The 20,615-nt window shown below is 64.8% G+C and carries 21 protein-coding genes; 11 read left to right on the forward strand and 10 right to left on the reverse strand.

Annotated elements, in window-relative coordinates; translation table 11 throughout:
- Positions 1-11 precede the first annotated feature (11 nt).
- On the forward strand, positions 12-1,733 hold the full coding sequence (locus AC1D14_RS00415) for a dipeptide ABC transporter ATP-binding protein (RefSeq protein ID WP_476967919.1): 1,722 nt from the start codon (positions 12-14) through the stop codon (positions 1,731-1,733).
- Positions 1,734-1,845: 112 nt separating this feature from the next.
- On the opposite strand, the gene AC1D14_RS00420 is transcribed toward AC1D14_RS00415, so the two are convergent.
- Complete coding sequence (locus AC1D14_RS00420; RefSeq protein WP_476967920.1) at positions 1,846-2,694, reverse strand: SGNH/GDSL hydrolase family protein; 849 nt, start codon at positions 2,692-2,694, stop codon at positions 1,846-1,848.
- Positions 2,695-2,966: 272 nt separating this feature from the next.
- On the opposite strand from AC1D14_RS00420, the gene typA reads away from it, so the two are divergent.
- Positions 2,967-4,895 (forward strand): translational GTPase TypA, encoded by a 1,929-nt coding sequence (typA, locus tag AC1D14_RS00425; RefSeq protein ID WP_230118680.1) that lies wholly within the window; start codon positions 2,967-2,969, stop codon positions 4,893-4,895.
- A 48-nt stretch (positions 4,896-4,943) separates the two neighbouring features.
- Positions 4,944-5,342, forward strand: a complete 399-nt coding sequence (locus AC1D14_RS00430; RefSeq protein WP_230118681.1) for a hypothetical protein — start codon at positions 4,944-4,946, stop codon at positions 5,340-5,342.
- Here AC1D14_RS00430 and AC1D14_RS00435 read toward each other — a convergent pair.
- On the reverse strand, positions 5,339-5,848 hold the full coding sequence (locus AC1D14_RS00435; protein WP_230118682.1) for a helix-turn-helix domain-containing protein: 510 nt from the start codon (positions 5,846-5,848) through the stop codon (positions 5,339-5,341). The two genes, AC1D14_RS00430 and AC1D14_RS00435, sit on opposite strands and share 4 nt — an antisense overlap.
- Before the next feature lie 62 nt (positions 5,849-5,910).
- Here AC1D14_RS00435 and AC1D14_RS00440 point away from each other — a divergent pair, with 62 nt between their 5' ends.
- Positions 5,911-7,191, forward strand: a complete 1,281-nt coding sequence (locus AC1D14_RS00440) for an MFS transporter (protein WP_230118683.1) — start codon at positions 5,911-5,913, stop codon at positions 7,189-7,191.
- Positions 7,192-7,198: 7 nt separating this feature from the next.
- Here AC1D14_RS00440 and AC1D14_RS00445 read toward each other — a convergent pair whose 3' ends face one another.
- A complete protein-coding gene (locus AC1D14_RS00445; protein ID WP_476874568.1) occupies positions 7,199-7,444 on the reverse strand; it encodes a putative acetyltransferase in 246 nt (81 codons plus the stop codon).
- 151 nt (positions 7,445-7,595) lie between these two features.
- Here AC1D14_RS00445 and fdxA point away from each other — a divergent pair, with 151 nt between their 5' ends.
- The 3 genes from fdxA to AC1D14_RS00460 all read left to right on the forward strand — a co-directional run bounded on the left by fdxA (position 7,596) and on the right by AC1D14_RS00460 (position 10,623).
- A complete protein-coding gene (fdxA, locus tag AC1D14_RS00450) occupies positions 7,596-7,919 on the forward strand; it encodes a ferredoxin (RefSeq protein ID WP_230121517.1) in 324 nt (107 codons plus the stop codon).
- 13 nt (positions 7,920-7,932) lie between these two features.
- Positions 7,933-9,081 (forward strand): succinyldiaminopimelate transaminase, encoded by a 1,149-nt coding sequence (dapC, locus tag AC1D14_RS00455; RefSeq protein ID WP_290369807.1) that lies wholly within the window; start codon positions 7,933-7,935, stop codon positions 9,079-9,081.
- 258 nt (positions 9,082-9,339) lie between these two features.
- Complete coding sequence (locus AC1D14_RS00460) at positions 9,340-10,623, forward strand: citrate synthase (protein ID WP_230121516.1); 1,284 nt, start codon at positions 9,340-9,342, stop codon at positions 10,621-10,623.
- Here the strand turns inward: AC1D14_RS00460 and galE are convergent.
- Positions 10,620-11,639: a UDP-glucose 4-epimerase GalE gene (gene galE, locus AC1D14_RS00465; protein WP_476967921.1), complete on the reverse strand. Its 1,020-nt coding sequence runs from the start codon at positions 11,637-11,639 to the stop codon at positions 10,620-10,622. The two genes, AC1D14_RS00460 and galE, sit on opposite strands and share 4 nt — an antisense overlap.
- Before the next feature lie 115 nt (positions 11,640-11,754).
- Between galE and AC1D14_RS00470 the strand changes: the two genes are divergently transcribed.
- Together AC1D14_RS00470 and AC1D14_RS00475 are read left to right on the forward strand one after the other, a co-directional pair.
- Positions 11,755-12,384 (forward strand): TetR/AcrR family transcriptional regulator, encoded by a 630-nt coding sequence (locus AC1D14_RS00470; protein WP_230119047.1) that lies wholly within the window; start codon positions 11,755-11,757, stop codon positions 12,382-12,384.
- A 91-nt stretch (positions 12,385-12,475) separates the two neighbouring features.
- The gene (locus AC1D14_RS00475) at positions 12,476-13,087 is read left to right on the forward strand and encodes a hypothetical protein (RefSeq protein ID WP_230119048.1); all 612 of its coding nucleotides are present in this window, start codon (positions 12,476-12,478) and stop codon (positions 13,085-13,087) included.
- A 49-nt stretch (positions 13,088-13,136) separates the two neighbouring features.
- Here AC1D14_RS00475 and AC1D14_RS00480 read toward each other — a convergent pair whose 3' ends face one another.
- Positions 13,137-13,988 carry a hypothetical protein gene (locus AC1D14_RS00480; RefSeq protein WP_230119049.1) on the reverse strand — a complete coding sequence of 284 codons (852 nt, stop codon included), beginning with the start codon at positions 13,986-13,988 and terminating at the stop codon, positions 13,137-13,139.
- A gap of 60 nt (positions 13,989-14,048) precedes the next feature.
- Entirely contained in the window at positions 14,049-15,077 is a 1,029-nt protein-coding gene (gene dapD, locus AC1D14_RS00485) for a 2,3,4,5-tetrahydropyridine-2,6-dicarboxylate N-succinyltransferase (protein ID WP_230119050.1), read from the reverse strand.
- A 138-nt stretch (positions 15,078-15,215) separates the two neighbouring features.
- On the opposite strand from dapD, the gene dapE reads away from it, so the two are divergent.
- A complete protein-coding gene (dapE, locus tag AC1D14_RS00490) occupies positions 15,216-16,337 on the forward strand; it encodes a succinyl-diaminopimelate desuccinylase (protein ID WP_230119051.1) in 1,122 nt (373 codons plus the stop codon).
- Positions 16,338-16,427: 90 nt separating this feature from the next.
- Here the strand turns inward: dapE and AC1D14_RS00495 are convergent, their stop codons facing one another.
- The 4 genes from AC1D14_RS00495 to AC1D14_RS00510 form a co-directional block, all read right to left on the reverse strand.
- Positions 16,428-17,267, reverse strand: coding sequence for an amino acid ABC transporter permease (locus AC1D14_RS00495; protein WP_230119052.1), 840 nt, complete (start codon positions 17,265-17,267; stop codon positions 16,428-16,430).
- Entirely contained in the window at positions 17,264-17,914 is a 651-nt protein-coding gene (locus tag AC1D14_RS00500; protein WP_230119053.1) for an amino acid ABC transporter permease, read from the reverse strand. Before AC1D14_RS00500 ends, AC1D14_RS00495 begins: the two co-directional genes overlap by 4 nt.
- A 99-nt stretch (positions 17,915-18,013) precedes the next feature.
- Entirely contained in the window at positions 18,014-18,901 is an 888-nt protein-coding gene (locus AC1D14_RS00505; RefSeq protein WP_230119054.1) for a glutamate ABC transporter substrate-binding protein, read from the reverse strand.
- Positions 18,902-18,956: 55 nt separating this feature from the next.
- Entirely contained in the window at positions 18,957-19,712 is a 756-nt protein-coding gene (locus AC1D14_RS00510) for an amino acid ABC transporter ATP-binding protein (RefSeq protein ID WP_230119055.1), read from the reverse strand.
- A 108-nt stretch (positions 19,713-19,820) separates the two neighbouring features.
- Between AC1D14_RS00510 and AC1D14_RS00515 the strand changes: the two genes are divergently transcribed.
- Positions 19,821-20,606, forward strand: coding sequence for an LOG family protein (locus AC1D14_RS00515; RefSeq protein ID WP_230119056.1), 786 nt, complete (start codon positions 19,821-19,823; stop codon positions 20,604-20,606).
- Positions 20,607-20,615 lie beyond the last annotated feature (9 nt).

Consider the following 20,615-nt stretch of genomic DNA (forward strand, 5'->3'; position numbering starts at 1 on the left):
AAGGAGACGCCATGAGCTCCGCTGTCCAGTTTCGGGAACAAGGGTCCGACGTCGAGCGTCCGCTTCTTGAAATCAAAGACCTGGCAATCAACTTCCGCACCAGCCACGGCGACGTCAATGCCGTGCGTAATGCGCACCTGACCATCATGCCCGGCGAAACGGTCGCCATCGTGGGCGAATCAGGTTCGGGAAAATCCACGACGGCGCTGGCCGCGATCGGCCTTCTTCCCACCAACGGCCGGGTGGCCGGCGGCCAGATCCTTTTCGACGGCGAGGACATTTCGAACGCCAGCGAAAAGCGGATGATCGAACTCCGCGGCAGCCACATTGGCATGGTGCCGCAGGATCCGATGTCCAACCTCAACCCGGTGTGGAAGATCGGGTTCCAGGTCCGCGAGACGCTCAAGGCGAACGGGCTGCCCAGCGGCCCCGACGATGTTGCCGAGGTGCTTTCCCAGGCAGGATTGCCGGATGCGGCGCGGCGCGCCAAGCAGTATCCGCACGAATTCTCCGGCGGCATGCGGCAGCGTGCGCTGATCGCCATTGGCCTCTCATGCCAGCCCCGGCTGCTGATTGCCGACGAGCCGACGTCGGCCCTGGACGTCACCGTTCAGCGGCAGATCCTGGATCACCTCGACACGATGACCACCGAGCTCGGCACTGCCGTGCTGCTGATCACCCACGACCTGGGCCTCGCGGCCGAACGGGCAGACAAAGTGGTGGTCATGTACCGCGGCCAGGTGGTTGAAGCTGGCCCGTCCCTGGAACTGCTGCGAAACCCCCGGCATCCCTACACGCAGCGGCTCGTCTCGTCCGCCCCCTCCCTGGCTTCCCGCCGTATCCAGGTGGCGAAGGAACAGGGAGTCGAATCCACGGACCTGCTGGCGCCGACGGAACCCGTTGTCGTGGAGGAAGCGCTGCCCGAGGACGTCCTGAAGATTGAAGACCTGACCAAGGTCTTCAAGCTCCGCGGCGCACTCGGAAGGTCGACAGATTTCACCGCGGTGGACAACGTCTCGTTCAGCGTCAAGCGCGGCACGACGACAGCCATCGTGGGGGAGTCGGGCTCCGGCAAGTCGACGGTGGCGCAGATGGTGCTGAACCTGCTGGCGCCTACGTCGGGGAAAATCGTCTTCGACGGCGTTGACACTTCCACGCTCAACAGCAGGCAGCTGTTCGCTTTCCGCCGCAGGGTGCAGCCGATTTTCCAGGACCCGTACGGCTCGCTGGACCCGATGTACAACATCTTCCGGACCATCGAGGAGCCGCTGCGCACCCACAAAGTGGGGAACAAGGCCAGCCGCGAGAAGAAGGTGCGCGAACTGCTGGACCAGGTGGCGCTTCCCCAGTCCGCCATGCAGCGCTACCCGAATGAACTCTCCGGCGGCCAGCGCCAGCGCGTGGCCATCGCACGCGCACTTGCGCTGGACCCGGAGGTGATCATCTGCGACGAGGCTGTTTCCGCACTCGACGTGCTGGTCCAGGCGCAGGTGCTGAACCTGCTCGCGGACCTGCAGTCCAACCTCGGCCTTACCTACCTGTTCATCACCCACGACCTGGCGGTGGTCCGGCAGATAGCCGACCACGTGTGTGTCATGGAGAAGGGCAAACTGGTGGAGACCGGGTCAACGGATGATGTATTCGATTCGCCGCGGCAGGACTACACCAAGGCCTTGCTCAACGCGATTCCCGGCGCCCACCTTATGCTTCCTCCCGAGGTGGCCACGGCCTAGGCGCCGTCCCGCAGCAAGAGTATGCGCATTAAAGGAGCCGGTGCCCACCCGAAGGTGCGCACCGGCTCCTTTGTCGTCCGCATGGGCTTCTCCGCGCCAGGATTCTCCGCTCCTAGCCGGGGCCGAGCCCGAGGGCCGCGAGCCGGCTGCCCAGCAGCGTCCCCAAGGCGCGGTGGCCGTCGTCGTTCATGTGGACCTTGTCCGCAAGCGAGGCCTCCAGGCCGTAGCGGGTCAGCCAATCACCGACACCGACGAACGGAATGCGATGGGCAGCCGCCACTTTCCCCAGCAACGCGTCCACTTCGGTGCGCCTCCCGCCGCCGTTGCCGGCACCTTTGGCCAGCGTGCCGACCATGGCGAGTTTTGCTCCCGGATACCGCTGCTTGAGTGTGGTGATCAGGCTCTCCGCATTCGCGACGATCTCCCGGTCAGCGGCGCCCTGCTTGGCGTCGTTGCCGCCGCCTTCAATGACCACGAGCGGAGGAAAGCCATAGGGCAGGTGCCAGTCGCCCCGCTGCAGGGCGTCGACGTAGTTTCCCGTGGTGCCGTTGGAGGCAACGAAGCCGGTGCCGCCCTTGCCGCAGAAGAAGACCCCGTAACCCAGCCCGGTCAAGGCCCGGCGCGGCCAGCTTGCCTCCGGTTCGGACTGCGAATCGCCGATCAGCAGGGCCGTTCGGTCGATATTGTCGATGATCACTTCGTCCCGTCCGTTCGCGGGGTTCCGGAAGAGGGATCCGGCCGGAAGGCCTGCCGGGTCCGCCGCGATGAGGTCCCTTCCCACGGGCGAGCCTGCGGCAACGGCCTCGCCGGGCCCTGCGGCCGGTGCCAGGGCAGCGGGGCGGGGCGTGGCCGGGTTGCCCGTGCCCGGCGCTGGCAGGGACGCCGTCCCGCAGCCGGCCAAAAACACGCCGGCGGCGATGATCGGGGCGATCAGGACGGCCAGCGTTGAGGCTTGCAGCATCCGTGGACTCCTGGCCTGGTCGTAGTGTTCCAAGCAATAGTGATGGATCAGTTCGGGAAAAGCCAGTGAGATTGCTCACGTGACGTGCGTGCGGACTCACGATTTGGTAACGGGCCGGGGGAGGGCGCGCTTTCGGATTTTAGGCCAATAAATGGCAGAGCGTTTAGACTAGCTGTAGGTGCCCTGTGTTAAAGGGACTGATCCGTCGTGCGTTCCAGTTGGAAATGTCGCGATACAACAGCTGACTTCACCACTGAATCGAGCAATAACGCATGTCTGAAACCACCACCAACACTGCGGTAGCCACTGCATCGCGCAGTGACCTGCGCAACGTCGCGATCGTGGCCCACGTTGACCACGGCAAGACCACCCTGGTCGACGCCATGCTCAAGCAGACCAACTCCTTTGCCGAGCACAACCACCTCGAAGACCGCGTCATGGACTCCGGTGACCTTGAGCGCGAAAAAGGCATCACCATCCTGGCCAAGAACACCACCGTGGCCTACAACGGACCGTCCTCCAAGGGTGAGACCATCACCATCAACGTGATCGACACCCCGGGCCACGCTGACTTCGGCGGCGAGGTTGAGCGCGGCCTGTCCATGGTGGACGGCGTGGTGCTCCTCGTTGATGCTTCCGAGGGCCCGCTGCCCCAGACCCGCTTCGTACTGCGCAAGGCCCTGGCCGCGCACCTGCCGGTCATCCTGCTGGTCAACAAGACCGACCGCCCCGACGCGCGGATCGAAGAAGTTGTCCACGAGTCCATGGACCTGCTCCTGGGCCTGGCCTCCGACCTCGCGGACGAGGTTCCGGACCTCGACCTGGACAAGATCCTCGAAGTTCCCGTGGTTTACGCAGCCGCCAAGGTAGGCCGCGCCTCCCTCGAGCAGCCGGCCGACGGCTCAGCGCCCGAGAACGAGGACCTTGAGCCCCTGTTCAAGACCATCATTGAGCACATCCCGGCACCCACGTATAACCCGAACGGCGTGCTGCAGGCCCACGTGACCAACCTGGACGCTTCCCCGTTCCTTGGCCGCCTCGCGCTGCTCCGCATCTACAACGGCACCCTGCGCAAGGGCCAGACCGTCGCCTGGGCACGCGCCAACGGTGAGCTCAAGAACGTCAAGATCACCGAACTCCTGGCCACCAAGGCACTGGACCGCGTTCCGGCCGAGTCCGCAGGACCGGGCGAGATCGTCGCCGTCGCCGGCATCGAAGAGATCACCATCGGTGAGACCCTGACCGACGCCGAGAACCCCCAGCCGCTGCCGCTGATCACCGTGGATGATCCCGCGATCTCCATGACCATCGGTATCAACACCTCGCCGCTGGCCGGAAAGGTCAAGGGCGCCAAGGTCACTGCCCGCCAGGTGAAGGACCGCCTGGACAAGGAACTGATCGGTAACGTCTCCATCAAGGTTCTGCCCACCGAGCGTCCCGACGCCTGGGAAGTCCAGGGCCGTGGCGAGCTCGCCCTTGCCATCCTGGTTGAGCAGATGCGCCGCGAAGGCTTCGAACTGACCGTCGGCAAGCCGCAGGTGGTCACCAGGACCATCGACGGCAAGGTCCACGAGCCGATGGAGCACATGACCATCGACGTGCCCGAAGAGTACCTCGGCGCCGTCACCCAGCTCATGGCTGCCCGCAAGGGCCGCATGACCAACATGGCCAACCACGGCACCGGCTGGTGCCGGATGGAATTCATCGTTCCGGCCCGTGGCCTGATCGGTTTCCGCACCAAGTTCCTCACGGACACCCGCGGCGCCGGCATCGCGGCATCCATCTCCGAAGGCTACGAGCCGTGGGCCGGTCCGATCGAGTACCGCACCAACGGTTCGATGATCGCCGACCGCGCCGGTGTTGTGACGCCGTTCGCCATGATCAACCTGCAGGAACGTGGCTCCTTCTTCGTCAAGCCCACGTCCGAGGTTTACGAGGGCATGATCGTTGGCGAGAACTCCCGCGCCGACGACATGGACGTGAACATCACCAAGGAAAAGAAGCTCACCAACATGCGTGCCGCTTCCTCTGACACCTTCGAGAACCTGACGCCGCCCCGCGATCTGACCCTCGAAGAGTCCCTCGAATTCGCGCGCGAGGACGAGTGCGTTGAGGTGACCCCGGAGTCCATCCGCATCCGCAAGCTCATCCTTGACACCAACGAGCGCGCCAAGGCCAACCGCGCCCGCGCGAAGGTCTGATCCAGGCACGTTCCGGTCATCACCCTCGTGAACAATAGAGCTGCCGGCATGGCAGGCGGCGTTGCCGCCGCCGTGCCGGCAGCTCTTTTTGCTGCCGTTGCCGGCACGGCACTGCACCGCCAGCTACTGCTGGTGGCGGCCGACGTCGCGCTGCCGCTCGGCGCGCTGGCTGCCCTGGCGCTCCTGGGCTCGCTTCAACTGTTCTTGGGTGCGGCGTTCCGGTCGCTTATCCCGACGGCGGCCTGCGGAGTTCTCTGCTATGTCCTGGCAGGGTGGTGGTCGGCCATGGAGCCCGGAAAGCGCCTCATTGCCGGGGACCTCGCCGGGAACTTTTGGGTTTACGGGATCGCCGTTGTCACGGTGCTGATGCTGGCATGGTGCCGGCGGTACCGCCGCCGGCTTCCGGCCGCAAACGCGCCGGGCCCGGCAACCGGAGCGCCAGCCTAGTCCGCTGTGGGGTCCCGGTGGTGGGCGATCATCAAAGAGGTGGCCTGGCCGTCGGCGTCTGCAGGGAGTGCCATGTACTCGTCCAGCACCGCGCGGAGCTTGCCCAGCATTTCCTCGCGCCGGGCATCGTTGAACTTCACTCCCAGGCGCCAGACCTCAATGTCCTCCGGCGGAAGGTCCCGGGTTTCCTGCAGGAACGTCTCGATGAGGATGGGGGAGACGTTGTCCACCGGAGTGCTCCAGGACTTGCGGCTTGCGATGTAGGGCACCTCAGCTGCCCCCCGCCGACCCTTCCGGCGCTCCTCCGCCAGCAGGAAACCGGTCCGCACCAGCGTGCGCACATGATGAAGGCTGGAAGCGGGATTGATGCCCAGCAGTTCTGCGATTTCCTTGTTGGTGCGGGCCTGGTGCAGGCACAGCCGTAGAATCCGAAGCCTGAGCGGGGAGCTGAGCGCGCGGCCCTTCGCCACCAGGTCCGCTTCATCGCTCTCCGGCGCGGGTGTCATAGCGCAAGTCTAGCCAGCAATAAGTGATTGACATATATCAATCACCACTGGAAACTGATGCGGTGACCGCCGAATCCACTGCTGCAGGTGAAGCAACCAGATCCCTGTTGCTGGACCGTAACTTCACCACTTTCTGGACCGGCCAAACCATGAGCCAGCTTGGTGCCCAGCTGGGACAGTTGGCGTTCCCGGTGCTTGCCGTGGCCATGCTGCAGGCCACGGCATTCGAGGTCGGCGTGCTGAATGCTGCCGGCCTGGCAGCGTTCCTGGTCGTGGGGCTGCCAGCCGGCGCGTGGGTAGACCGCTGGCTGAAGAGGCGAACCATGATCGCCGCCAACATCGTCAGGACCGCCGCCATGGCGGCGGTGCCGCTGCTGTGGTGGGGCGGCCTGCTGGAAGTCTGGCACCTGTACGTCGTCGCCGCGATAGTGGGCACGGCCACGGTGTTCTTTGATGTGTCGTACCAGAGCTACGTGCCTGTTCTCGTTTCTCCCGGCAACGTCGGCCAGGCCAACTCCAAACTTGAAGCGACGGCCCAGATAGCCAGAATCGGAGGACCCGCAGCGGGAGGCCTCCTGCTGACGGTGGTCACTGCGCCGGTGCTGTTCATAGGGGAGGCCGCCGGCTACCTGCTCTCCGCAGTGTTCCTCGCCCGCACGCGTGACCGCGAGGTGGCCGCGCCGGCAGCCGACAGGCGGCCGCTGAGTGTCGAGATCAAAGAAGGACTCTCGTTCGTGATCCGGCATCCGCTGATCAGCCGGATTGCCGTCTGCACCGGCGCGATGAACTTCTGCGGCATGTTGATTTTCACCATGCTCCCGGTGCTCATTCTCCGGAATCTCGGACTTGGGCCGCAGGGCATGGGTCTCATCATGGCGGCCGGCGCGGTCGGTGGACTGCTGGGCGCCATCGCTGCCCCGCGCCTGGCCGAGTGGGCCGGCGAGGGCACCGTCATACCGGTCTGCGCCAGTGTCAGCGCGGTGTTCCTGATACCCGTTCCAGTGGCGGCCATGATTGCCCAGCCCGGGATTTCGTTGGCGCTGCTGCTCCTTTCCGAGTTCGGTTTCGGCTTCGTTGTCCTGGTCTACAACATCATGCAGCTCAGCATGCGCCAACGGGTGTGTCCGGCCAGGCTCCTGGGCCGGATGAACGCGTCCATCCGGTTCGTTGTGTGGGGAGTGATGCCGCTGGCGGCGCTTGCCTCCGGCCTCCTTGGCGAGCACCTTGGGCTCGTGCCGGTGATCTGGATCGGCACGGCGGGAAGCTTCCTGGCGGTCGCACCGGTCTTGTTCTCGCCGTTGCTGGGCATGCGGAAACTGCCCAGTCAGGTCGAGGCAGGCTGACCGGAAGTCAGTGTCGTGTTTGCGGTCTGCGCCGCGCGGGTGCGGGCGGCACCTCTTTTGCCGCCACCACGAGGTCGAGGGGAACCACGACGTCGGCACTTCGGGTACGTACGGTGCAGTCACTTGCCCGGCACTCCAGGAGGTCTCCCAGCGCATCCGTATAACCGCCGTCGACCCTGTAGCGCACCACCACCCGGGTCCCGGGGGACGCGGCGGCCAGGAACTCGCGGGGCGGGGGCGTTGTCAGACTCACGCGTTTATCGTATGCCGCTTCCCGAGTGTGACGCGGCGCTTCATTCGCGGAACGGTGCTGGGAGATAATAGGCTCGGAAGTCGATAGACCGGCATGCAGGCCGGAAGCACCAACCGGCCAGCGCCGGAACCAACGTGGAGAGGCAAGGGACGTGACGTACGTAATCGCGCAGCCGTGTGTAGATGTCAAAGACAAGGCGTGCATTGAGGAGTGCCCCGTCGATTGCATCTACGAAGGCGAGCGTTCCCTCTATATCCATCCCGATGAATGCGTCGATTGCGGTGCATGCGAGCCCGTCTGCCCGGTCGAGGCCATCTACTACGAGGACGACACCCCGGAAGAGTGGGCCGACTACTACAAGGCCAACGTCGAGTTCTTCGACGAGCTCGGTTCCCCGGGCGGCGCCGCGAAGGTCGGCAACACCCACACCGACCACGCGATGATTGCCGCGCTGCCGCCGCAGAACCAGGACTGAGGCGGGCGCTTCGGTGACAACAGCTGTGCGGAGCTTCGGCCTGAGCCTTCCCGACTACCCCTGGGAGGCCATGGCGCCCTACCTGGCCAAAGCGGCTGATTATCCGGGTGGAGCAGTCAATCTGTCCATCGGGACGCCGGTGGATCCCACGCCCGCGGTGATCCAGGAGGCCCTCCGGGCCGCAGCAGACGCTCCCGGCTATCCCACAGTGCACGGCACCCCGGCGCTCCGGGAGGCCATCGCCGGATGGTTTGCACGCCGCAGGGGCGTTGAGGGGCTGGATCCCCGCGACGTCATGCCGACGGTGGGCTCCAAGGAACTGGTGGCATGGCTGCCGTTCCTGCTTGGGCTGAAGCCGGGGGACGTCGTCGTCCGTCCCGCCGTTGCCTACCCCACGTATGACATCGGTGCGACGTTCGCCGGAGCGACGGCAGTGGCTGCTGATGATCTCGACGAACTCGATGCTGCCACCCGGGCGAAGGTCCGGCTCGTGTGGGTCAATTCCCCGGGCAACCCGACCGGAAGTGTCCGGGACGCCGCCTCCCTGAAAAAACTCGTCGACCAGGCGCGGGACGTCGGGGCGCTCGTGGCTTCGGACGAATGCTATGCGGAACTCGGCTGGGGCGAGTGGGATCTTCAGCGGGGCGGGCAGGCAGTCCCCAGCATCCTGGATCCCCGGGTGGCGGGCGGTTCCCATGACGGGCTCCTTGCCGTCTATTCCCTGAGCAAGCAATCCAATCTGGCCGGCTACCGGGCAGCGTTCGTGGCCGGAGACCCGGCCATCATGGCGAACCTGGTGAACAGCCGCAAGCATGCCGGGATGATCGTTCCCTACCCGGTCCAGGAGGCAATGCGCGTGGCCCTCGGCGACGACGCCCACGTTCAGGCGCAGAAGGACATGTACCGCGGCCGCCGGACGCGGATTGTGCCGGCCCTCGAAGGCTTCGGACTGAAGATCCATGAGTCCTCCGCGGGACTTTACCTGTGGTGCACGGCAGGCGAAGCCACCTGGGACACTATTGAGCGGCTCGCCGGACGCGGGATCGTGGCGGGTCCGGGCGTGTTCTACGGCGAGGCCGGCAACGGTTACGTTCGTGTGGCGCTGACCGGCAGCGACGAGCGGATCGACACTGCCGTGGCCCGGCTGGCTGCGACCGCCTAACCGCGGTTCCGGAGCAACGGCCCCGTAACAATGGGTGTGACACCCGCCACAAGTGACGCATTTTGCGGCGTATAAGCGTGTCCCGGATTAGTAGCAGGCTGAAAGTGACGGTACTTTTTAACTGACTATCAATGGTGGCTTTCTACAAGAAGGCAGCACGGCCGTTGGAATTCCCGCCTGTGCGGGATCCCCGCGCGGCTCACCTGATGTTGGATCAAGCTTTCTACAGAGGCCCAGATGCCTCATGAAGGGGACTCCATGACTGAGACCACCAGCGCAACCCTGCGCCACGCAGGCGGCGAGCTCGAGCTCCCGCGCATCAAGGTTGTAGAGGGAAACGAAGGCTACGACGTTTCCAAACTGCTGAAGCAGACCGGCGCCGTTGCCTTTGACCCTGGCTTCATGAACACCGCTGCCACCACCTCCGCGATCACGTACATCGACGGCGACGCAGGGATCCTGCGGTACCGCGGCTACCCGATCGAGCAGCTTGCCCAGCACTCCAGCTTCCTGGAAGTGTCCTACCTGCTGATCTACGGCAACCTGCCCACCCCCACTGAGCTGGAATCCTTTGACCAGCGCATCCGCCACCACACTCTGCTGCACGAAGAGCTCAAGGGCTTCTTCAGCGGCTTCCCCCGCGATGCGCACCCCATGCCGGTGCTCTCCTCCGCTGTGTCGGCGCTGTCCACGTTCTACCAGGACTCGCTGGACCCGTTCAACGCCGAGCAGGTGGAAGTTTCCACTTACCGACTGCTGGCCAAGATGCCGGTCATCGCCGCCTACGCCCTGAAGAAGAGCATCGGCCAGCCCATGCTCTACCCCGACAACTCCCACAACCTCGTGGAGAACTTCCTGCGCCTGAGCTTCGGCCTTCCGGCCGAGCAGTACGAGGTGGACCCGGTTGTCGCCAAGGCGCTGGATCTGCTCCTGATCCTGCACGCAGACCACGAGCAGAACTGTTCCACCTCCACAGTGCGCCTCGTGGGTTCCTCCAACGCCAACCTCTTCGCCTCCGTTTCCGCCGGCATCAACGCCCTCTTCGGCCCCGCCCACGGCGGCGCCAACGAGGCCGTGCTCAAGATGCTGCGCCAGATCCAGGCCGACGGCACCAGGCCCGAGGACTACATGGAGAAGGTCAAGAACAAGGAAGATGGCGTCCGCCTCATGGGCTTCGGACACCGGGTCTACAAGAACTACGACCCGCGTGCCAAAATCGTCAAGGCCACGGCGCACGAGATCCTCACCAAGCTCGGCGGCAACGACGAACTCCTGGACATCGCCTTGCGTCTCGAAGAGAAGGCCCTGAATGACGACTACTTCATCCAGCGCAAGCTCTACCCGAACGTGGACTTCTACACCGGCCTGATCTACAAGGCCATGGGCTTCCCCGAGAAGATGTTCACGGTGCTCTTTGCGATCGGCCGCCTGCCGGGCTGGATTGCCCAGTGGCGCGAAATGATCAGCGATCCTAATACGAAGATCGGCCGCCCGCGGCAGCTCTACACAGGAGAGCCCGAGCGCCAGTACCCGGCACGCTAAGGCAGCAGGGACACAAGCAACAACGACGGCGGCCGCCCACCTTCCGAGGTGTCGCACATCTGGTCCACCGTCTTGGTGGTGGACCACGAAAGGTCGGCGAGGGCCGAGGTGGCGTCTGCCCAGAAGGCAGGGAGGTCGCCGGCGCGACGTCCCGTGATTTCGTAGGGGATGGGGCGCCCGACGGCCTTTTCGAAGGAACGGATGACTTCCAGGACAGAGGATCCCCTGCCGGAGCCGAGGTTCCACCGGAACACGCCGGTGCGGTCTGCCACATGATTCAGGGCGGCGACGTGGCCGTCGGCGAGGTCCACGACGTGGATGTAGTCGCGCAGGCAGGTGCCGTCCGGGGTGTCGTAGTCGCCCCCGAAGACCATGAGCTTCTCGCGCCGGCCGACCGCGACCTGGGCAATGAACGGCACGAGGTTGTTCGGGATGCCCTGGGGGTCCTCGCCGATCCGGCCCGACGGGTGGGCGCCGACCGGGTTGAAGTAGCGCAGCAGCGCAATGTGCCAGCGCTCGTCGGCGGCACCGAGGTCGGCGAGGATGTCCTCGATTTGCTCCTTGGTGCGGCCGTAGGGGTTGTTCGCGCCGATTTCCATCTTTTCTACGTACGGGACGGCATTGTGCTCGCCGTAGACGGTAGCCGAAGAGCTGAAGACGATCGAGCGGACGTCATGCCGGTCCATCACACGGATCAGGTTCAGGGTGCCGACGAGGTTGTTGTGGTAGTACTTCAACGGTTCCCGGACGGATTCGCCCACAGCCTTGAGGCCGGCAAAGTGGATGACCGCATCGATGGCGTGCTGGTCGAACACGGCGTCGACCGCGGCCTCGTCCACGAGATCCACGCGGTGGAAGACGGCTTCCTTGCCGGTGAGTTCAGCCACCCGGCGCAGGGACTCCTCGCTGGAGTTCACCAGATTGTCGATCACCACGACTTCATGACCGGCTTCCTGCAGGGACAAGACGGTGTGCGAGCCAATGTAGCCGGTGCCACCCGTGACCAGAATTTTCATGCTCCCACGCTATCCCAGCAGGCAGGGACCCCGCTGAATGTGTCCGTTGTGTGTGGCCGGTCACGTTGCGGCGGGGCGGCCTATCCCTGCAGCACATCCGTGCTAAAAACAAAGAGTGCCGAAAATTGTGGATGCCGCCGCCCGGCGCCAGGAGATCGTAGATGCCGTCTGCCGGATCATCGCCTCCGACGGATTGGAGCGGGCATCCCTCCGGGAAGTGGCCGACGAAGCAGGCCTGGCGGTCGGATCCGTGCGGCACTATTTCGCCAGCAGCGAGGAATTGCTGGCCTTCTCCTTTGCGTCCGTGGTGGACCGCATCGTGGCACGACTGAGCGGCGCGTATGCCGGCGTGTCCGCTTCGTCAGCCGGCAGCGAGACGCAGCGCTCGGCGGTATTAACCCTGCTGGGTGAATTCCTTCCGCTGGACGAACAACGCGCGCTGGACGCCTGCGCCTGGCTGGCCTTCAAGAATGCCGCGAGAATCCGGCCGTTCCTTGCTGCCGAGGCGGATCGAAGCCACCGGGCGGTGGCCGCCGTCGTCGGGCAGTTGATCACCGGTCTTGTCGAAGATGATGGTGGCGGGCAACAGCGGCTGGTCACCGAAGCGGAGCGGCTCCTCGCCACGCTCGATGGCCTGACGATGCATGCCCTCCTGCAGCCGGAGTGGATGACCCTGGAGATGTGCCAGGACGTGCTTGAATCCCATCTGGCAGGGCTGGAAGGACCGCTGGCACCCAAGCATTAACGTCCCCGGGCTGGGGGAATAGACTGGAGCCGGAGAGCGGGATGCCGCGTCAATCGGGGGCGGATAGGAACATGCCAAGGGAGGCATACGGATGCAGCACACAGGCGGTCCAGGCTGGCGGATCACCATGGACACGTCGGGGCCCATGCTCATTGCTCTTTACATACGTGACGTCGCCGGGCTGGACGGTGCCGGCTTTCCGGCACTGTCCCACGCCGCCCCGAAAGTCAGGCACGCGGACCATTCCCACCTGACCGCCGAGGTGGGCGGGATCAGTGCCCTCAAGACCGAGTGGGAAGCGTGGTGGGAGCAACTGCTGAAGGCGCATCCGCAAATGTCCCCGGAAATGTCGCCGCCCGGATTCCGGTCGTTCGCCAATTCCCCGGCGCTGCGGAGGGTCCTGCAGGCACATTTCGGCGCAGCGCTCACCTGGGCGCGCGAACGCCGTAAGGAGTATGCGGAACTGGAGGCCGAGCGGGTGGCCGGAGGATCGGTGCACCTGCTGGAAGACATCGTGGAGGACCGGCTGCTGGAGGTGGGCCGGAACTCACGCGACTTCGACCTGACGATCATCGAACTGCCGCTGGACGAACAGCGCGCATGGTTCCTCGAACCGGACAAGATCATCATGAGCCATGGTCTGCTGCAGCAGCCTGAAGTGTTCCGGAGCTACGTGCAGCCTGTCGTGGAAATTCTCGTCTGAGGGAAGAGTGACCCGGCCGGGCGGGAAGCCCGGCCGTTCGGGGAACCCATCAGGCGGGTGCCTCGGCAAAGGTGATTGTTACCGTACCGTCGGAGCCTGGTGAATCCTGCCACCCGTTCCGTGCCCGCCGGTCCCAGCTCTTTCCGTCCACATCCACCTGTGCAACCGCAAATTCCTTGGCATTTGCCACTGCCCAGTGGGCCAGCGACCACGCCAGGTCGCCCGTGGCCTCAAGTACCAGAGTCGGGCCGGAGGTCGAGGAAGGGATGCTGCCGTACGCGGCCTCGAGCTCCTGGAGCAAGGCCTCGGGCTCACCGGGCCGCTCCGGTGAGCGAAGAGTGCAGTCCAGTGCAGTATGCGCCTGGCCGCTCAGCGCCGAGGCGAAGGCCCGGCCCATCTCCTCGTGCTGGGCGTAGGCGCGCGGGTAGGCCGAACGCTGCACACGTTGCGCTGCTTCGGTGATGTCCATCTCTGCGTAGCCAGGCACTTCGACCAGCGCGTCATAGAAGGCATTGGTTGCGTGGTGCGGATCCATGACCTGTTCCAGGGTGCCCCAGCCCTGCGAAGGGCGCTGCTGGAAAAGCCCCCGGGAATCCGGACCCGCCAGGTCGCCGTGCTCGATGTTCCGCAGCTTCGATTCCTGCATGGCAGTCGCCAGGGCGATGCTTGCGGCGCGCGGCGGCAGTCCCCGCCGCACTGAAATGGCGGTGATCAGGGCGGCGTTTGCCGCCTGGTCGGTGGCGAGTTCTGCCCGCTGTGAACCGACGGCGGCGGTACATTCTTCCGTGACCAGCTGCTCCGATTGTTGCAGCAAGGCCACGGCGGTGTAGATGCCGCCGCCGACGAGCACGACGGAGAGCAGCACAACGACCGCTCCGCGCAGCTTGCGTCGGCGTGTCACGAGGTTACTCCCTTGGTCCGGGGCGGCCGGCCGGTTCGGGTGCCGGCCGCTCCTGGACGGTCAGTTGGCGTGCAGGGCGTCGTTTAGCTCCACAGTCTGGCCCTTGCGGGGGAGTACCTCCACCTCGCCGGTGGTGGAGTTGCGGCGGAACAGCAGGTTCGGAACCCCCGACAGCTCCACGGCCTTGACGATCCGGCTCGTGTCCTCGCCGTCGGCGTCCTTCGGGCCAATAACCCGTACCCGGGTGCCCGCAGTGACGTAAAGCCCGGCCTCCACCACGGAGTCGTCGCCGACGCTGATGCCGACTCCGGAGTTCGCGCCCAGCAGGACCCGCTCGCCGAGGGCGATCTTTTCCTTGCCGCCGCCGGAGAGGGTACCCATGATCGAGGCGCCGCCGCCGACGTCCGTGCCGTCCCCGGCCACGACGCCGGCGGAGATGCGGCCTTCGACCATGGAGGTGCCCAGCGTGCCGGCATTGAAGTTGACGAAGCCCTCGTGCATGACAGTGGTGCCCTCGGCGAGGTGCGCGCCCAGGCGGACGCGGTCGGCGTCGGCGATGCGGACGCCGGCGGGGACCACGTAGTCCACCATGCGCGGGAACTTGTCGACGCCGAAGACGGTCACCGCGCCGCGCTTGCGCAATTTGGCGCGGGTCAGCTCAAAGCCGTCCACGGCACAGGGGCCGAAGTTGGTCCACACGACGTTCGGGAGCTTGCCGAAGATGCCGTCCAGGTTGATGGTGTTGGGACGGACGAGTCGGTGCGACAGCAGGTGCAGCCGAAGGTAGGCATCCGCCGTGTCCGCCGGTGCTTCGTCGAGGTTGATCTGGACGAACACTACCTTCTGCTCAGTACCGCGGTCCGCGTCCGCTCCGCCGGCCGCGATGTCGCCAAGGGTTTCATCGGCGTTCTCGACTGCGCGCAGGCTTTCGGCTGCCACGCCCAGGGCGGGGGCCGGGAACCAGACATCCAGCACCGTGGCTTCACCGTTGCGGGTGGCAACGGTGGCCACTCCGAATCCGTAGGCCGAGCGGGAATCGTCGGACAGCGTTTGGGCAGCGGGCACGGCGGAAGAAGCGGTTTCAGTCATGGCCCCAGTGTATCGAGCCGTCGTGCACGCGCCGAAATGAATCCGTGCCCGGCTGGTCGCATTTGACGCCGTTAAGTAGCCAACATGGAGGATTTGCTGCTGCCCGACCGGGCAGGGCCCGGGAGATAGAGTTGGATGATGATTGCCGAAACTGCCCCCGTAACCCTCGACCTGCGCCAGGACGTTGCCCTGCTGACCGCCAAGCTGCTCGACATCAACAGCGTGTCGGGCAACGAAGCTGAGCTTGCCGACGCCGTCGAGCTGGCCCTCCGGCAGCTCCCTGGCCTTGAGCTAATCCGGGACGGGGATTCCATCATCGCCCGCACGTCCCTCGGCCGCCCTGAGCGAGTCATCCTCGCGGGGCACCTGGATACGGTGCCGTTGCCGGTGACGGACGGCTCCCTGGGAACTGTCCCGTCCACCTGGCCATCGGGCATTCCTGGCGACGGCGTCCTCTACGGCCGCGGAGCCACGGACATGAAGGGCGGCGTCGCCGTCCAGCTTGCGCTTGCGGCATCCATGTTGGACGGCGGCGCGTCGCCGTCCAAGGACGTCACCTTCGTCTTTTACGACCACGAGGAAGTGGAAGCCGTCAAAAGCGGCCTGGGCAGACTGGTGCGGAACCACGGGGACCTGCTCAAGGGCGACTTTGCCATCCTGCTGGAGCCGACGGACGGCACCGTGGAGGGAGGCTGCAACGGCACCATGCGGCTTGAGGCTACGACACTCGGGGAAGCCGCCCATTCAGCGCGTGCCTGGATGGGAAGCAACGCCATCCACGCCGCTGCGCCCATCCTGCAACGGCTTGCGGCGTACAGCCCGCAGACCATCAACGTGGACGGCCTGGAGTACCGCGAAAGCCTTAACGCCGTGAAAATCCATGGCGGTACCGCGGGCAACGTCATTCCGGACCGCTGCGTGGTGGAGATCAACTACCGCTTCGCGCCGGACAAGTCACCTGACCAGGCTGAGGCACATGTGCGCGGGCTGCTGGAGGGATTCGATGTGGTCCGCACCGACGCCGCGGCAGGCGCCCGGCCCGGGCTGAACCACCCGGCCGCCGCGTCCTTTGTGGCCGCAGTCGGAGCCGAGCCCAAACCCAAATACGGGTGGACCGACGTCGCGCGTTTCAGTGAGCTGGGAGTCCCGGCGGTGAACTTCGGCCCCGGCGATCCGCTGCTGGCGCACAAGGACAACGAGCACGTTGAGGCCGAGGCCATCCGTGCCTGCCTCCGTGCGCTGCAGAACTGGCTGGCCTGACGCCGCAGGACAGCAGCCCGTAATGACAGAAGGTCCGCAACCGGGATGGTTGCGGACCTTCTGTCGTTTGCAGTCAACGTGCCCGGGGGCCTACTTCACGATGGTGGACACCCCGGCGGTGGGAGCTTTCGCCACGCCGCCGGCCGCCTTCTTGGACCCGCGACGCTCAATCCAGATGGCCAGGCGGGACACCGCAAGGTTGATGGCGATGTAGATCGCTGCAGCCACGAAGAACACGGGGAACAGGAACTGCGGGCCGAGGAAGTCCGCCATGACCTGCACCGCGCGGAGCAGTTCGCCGTACGCAACGATGTAGCCCAGGGAGGTGTCCTTCAGCAGGACGACGAGCTGAGCCACGAGGGACGGGAGCATGCGCCGGATGGCCTGCGGGAGTTCGACGCTCAGCCGTGACTGGAAGCTGGTCAGGCCGATCGCCAGGCCGGCCTCGCGCTGGCCCTTGGGAAGGGACTGGATGCCGGCGCGGATGATCTCGGCGAAGATGGCCGCGTTGTAGAGCACCAGCCCGGCCACCACGGCAATGAACGAACTTGTGGCGAACACGAGCAGGACGAACAGCATCATCAGCACCACGGGCATGCCGCGGAGGAACTCCAGCACGATTCTTGTGGGAACCCGGATCCAGGCTACATCGGAAATGCGCATGAGGCAGAGCAGGAGTCCCAGCGGGAAGGCGATCACTGCCGCGATCGCGGCGGCGCTCAATGTTGCACCGATGCCGTTGAAGATCAGCGACCAGACGTCCGCCTGGCCAAAGATCGCCCACCGTTGCGCCTGGAAGATTCCCTGCTGGGCAAGTGTGACGAGGGCAAGGGCGAGAAGGGCGCCGATGACCACCACGCCGATGATCGAGCCGATCAGGGAAACTCTGCGGGCTTTGGGGCCCGGGACGTCGTAGAGAACAGAAGTCATCGTGCAATCGCCACCTTTCGTTCGACCTGGTGAGCCACGTAGCCCAGCGGCACGGTGATCAGGAGATAGAAGAAGGCAACGCCCACGAGTACCCACATGACCGCATCGCCGTGTTCGTTCGCCAGTTGTTTGCCGTAGCCAAACAGCTCAAGCACGTAGAAAGCGCCGGCCACGGAGGAGTTCTTGACGAGCGCGATCAGGATGTTGATCATGGGCGGGATCACTGTGCGGAGCGCCTGGGGCAGGATGATGAGGGACAGCACCTGGCTGAATTTCATGCCGATGCTGCGCGCAGCCTCAGCCTGGCCCACCGGGACACTGTTGACGCCCGAGCGCACTGCCTCGGCAATGAACGCCGAGGTGTAGGCGCTCAGCGCGATGATGGCCGCGATTTCGAACTGCTGGAACGTGACGCCAAGCCGGGGCAAAACGACCGCGGCGAAAAAGAAGGCGATGGTCAGCGGAGTGTTTCGCACCACCTCCACGTAGGCCATGCTGAATCCGCGGAGGGCCGTCACCGGTGATACCCGGGCGGCGGCCAGGAGCGTGCCCACCACCAAGGCAATGATGCCGGAAACGACGGCCAGGAACAGGGTTCTGAGAAAGCCGTCCCAGTACTGCGGGAGGCTTTCAATGATGACGTCCATAGGATCCTTCAGCTGCGTTTGTGGGGATGTGCGGTAGACGGGAGCGGGGTCACCGGCTGCCGGAAAGATTTCCGGCAGCCGGTGACCGCCAGGCCCGTTCTAGTAGCGGTCGATGGCGGGAAGTTCCGGTGCCGTCTTGATGACGGCGCCGGCCGTGCCTTCCCAGGCCTTCTTGTAGGACCCGTCCTTGGCGAAGCTTTCCAGCTGGTCATTGATCCAGTTGCGGAATTCGGTGTCATCCAGCTTCAGGCCGATGCCGTAGGGCTCCTTGGTGAAGGTCTCCTCGGATGCCAGCTTGAAGGCGTCCGGTTCCTTGTTGACGAAACCGGCCAGGATGGCGTTGTCGGTGGTGACGGCTTCCACCTGCTTGTTGCGCAGCGGCTCGAGGCAAGCGGAGTAGGTTGCGGCCGGCACCAGGACTGCGCCGTACTTCTCCACGATCGTGGCCGCGGGAGTGGAGCCGGTCACGGAGCAGACATTCTTGCCCTTTACGTCCTCAGGCTTGGTGATGGTCGTGTTGTCCTTGTTCACCATGAGGGCCTGGCCTGCCTCGTAGTACGGGCCGGCAAAGCTGACTTCTTTTTTGCGCTTGTCGTTGATGGTGTACGTCGCAACGATCAGATCCACCTTGCCCTGCTTGATGAACTGCTCGCGGTTGGCGGAAACCGTTTCAACCCACTCGATCTTGTCGGCGGGGATTCCCAGCTTGGCTGCGATGAGCTTGCCGATTTCCACGTCGAAGCCCACGGGCTTGCCGTCCAGGCCCTTCTGGCCGAACAGCGGCTGGTCAAACTTGGTGCCAATGGTGATCTTGCCGGCAGAAGCGAGCTTTTCCATGGTGGAGCCGGCGGCAAAACTGGGCTTCTCGACGGGCGTGGGGTTGGTGCCGCCGCCGGTGCCGCCACCACCGCAGGCACTCAGGGTCAGCGCCAAGGCTGCGGATGCTGCTACCAGAAGGGATTTCCTTCGGGTCAAAAATGCCTTCATGACATTCCTTTCATTGGGCGGCCGCCGAAGACGGCCTGGGTGCGAACTCGGGGGTTCAGTGAGTGAGGAGCTTGGACAGGAAATCCTTGGCACGGCTGCTCTTCGGATTGTTGAAGAACTCTTCCGGCGTGGCATCCTCCACGATCTGGCCGTCCGCCATGAACACCACACGGTCGGCGGCCTTGCGGGCAAACCCCATTTCATGGGTCACCACGATCATGGTCATGCCTTCCTTGGCCAGCTGGATCATGACGTCAAGGACTTCGTTGATCATTTCCGGGTCCAGCGCCGAAGTCGGCTCGTCGAACAGCATGACCTTCGGCTTCATTGCCAGAGCGCGGGCGATGGCCACGCGCTGCTGCTGGCCACCGGAGAGCTGGGCCGGCAGCTTCGGTGCCTGATGGCCGACGCCGACACGTTCCAGGAGGGCCATGGCTTCCTTGTCCGCCTCAGCCTTGGCGACGCCCTTGACCTTAATGGGTCCGAGCGTCACGTTCTCGAGGATGGTTTTGTGGGCGAACAGGTTAAAGGACTGGAAAACCATCCCGACGTCGGCGCGAAGGCTCGCGAGCTCCTTGCCTTCCTCGGGCAGCATCTTGCCGTCAATCGAGATGTCGCCGTCGTCAATCGTTTCGAGGCGGTTGATGGCGCGGCACAGCGTGGACTTGCCCGAGCCTGAAGGCCCGATGACCACCACGACCTCGCCCTTGCGGACGTGGAGATTGATGTCCTTCAGAACATGCAGCTGGCCGTAATGCTTGTTCACGGCATTCAGGGAGACGAGCGCATTGCCGGGCACTTGAGTAGTCATAAGAAGAATCTAGCGAACATCAGCGACTTATGACCGCAATCACTCCGACTTCCTGCTGATCGTAATTCAAGAGATACCTGCAGTTCAGCGGCAGGTTAGCCTTGGATGATGAGCATCAACGCAGATCCGTCTAAATCCGTCCAGCCGCGCCGCAAGGGGCCCCTCGAGCTCCGCCGCAAACAGGCTGCCGTGGAGATGTCGGATCAGCGGCTGCTCGATACCAAGGGGCCGGGCCACTTCATCCATACCGACCCGTGGCGGGTGATGCGGATCCAGAGCGAATTCGTTGAAGGCTTCGGGGCACTCTCTGACCTGGGACAGGCGGTCAGCGTCTTCGGCTCGGCGCGCACCAAGCCGGGCAGCGTGTTCTACGAAATGGGCGTTGAAGTGGGACGCAAACTGGCGGAGGCCGGCGTCGCTGTCATCACCGGAGGCGGACCGGGATCCATGGAGGCCGCCAACCGGGGAGCTGTGGAAGGCAATGGCGTCTCCGTCGGCCTGGGCATCGAGTTGCCGTTCGAGCAGGGCCTGAACCAATGGGTGGACCTCGGCATCAACTTCCGGTACTTCTTCGCGCGGAAGACCATGTTCGTGAAATACGCACAGGGCTTCATCGTCCTGCCAGGGGGACTCGGCACCCTTGATGAGCTCTTCGAGGCCATGGTCCTGGTCCAGACGCAGAAGGTGACCTCCTTCCCCATCGTTCTCCTGAGCTCGTCGTTCTGGGGGCCCATGATCGAATGGATCAAGGGCACCCTGGTCGCCGAAGGCATGGTGTCCGAGAAAGACCTGGATCTGGTGCAGGTGGTGGACGACCCCGAAGAGGCCGTCAACCTCGTCCTCCACGGCCACGTCCGCCCGCCCTCAACCAACGGGGACCAGCGGCCTGAGTAGCGGCGGGAC

This window comes from Arthrobacter sp. P1_B11 (assembly GCF_056406715.1).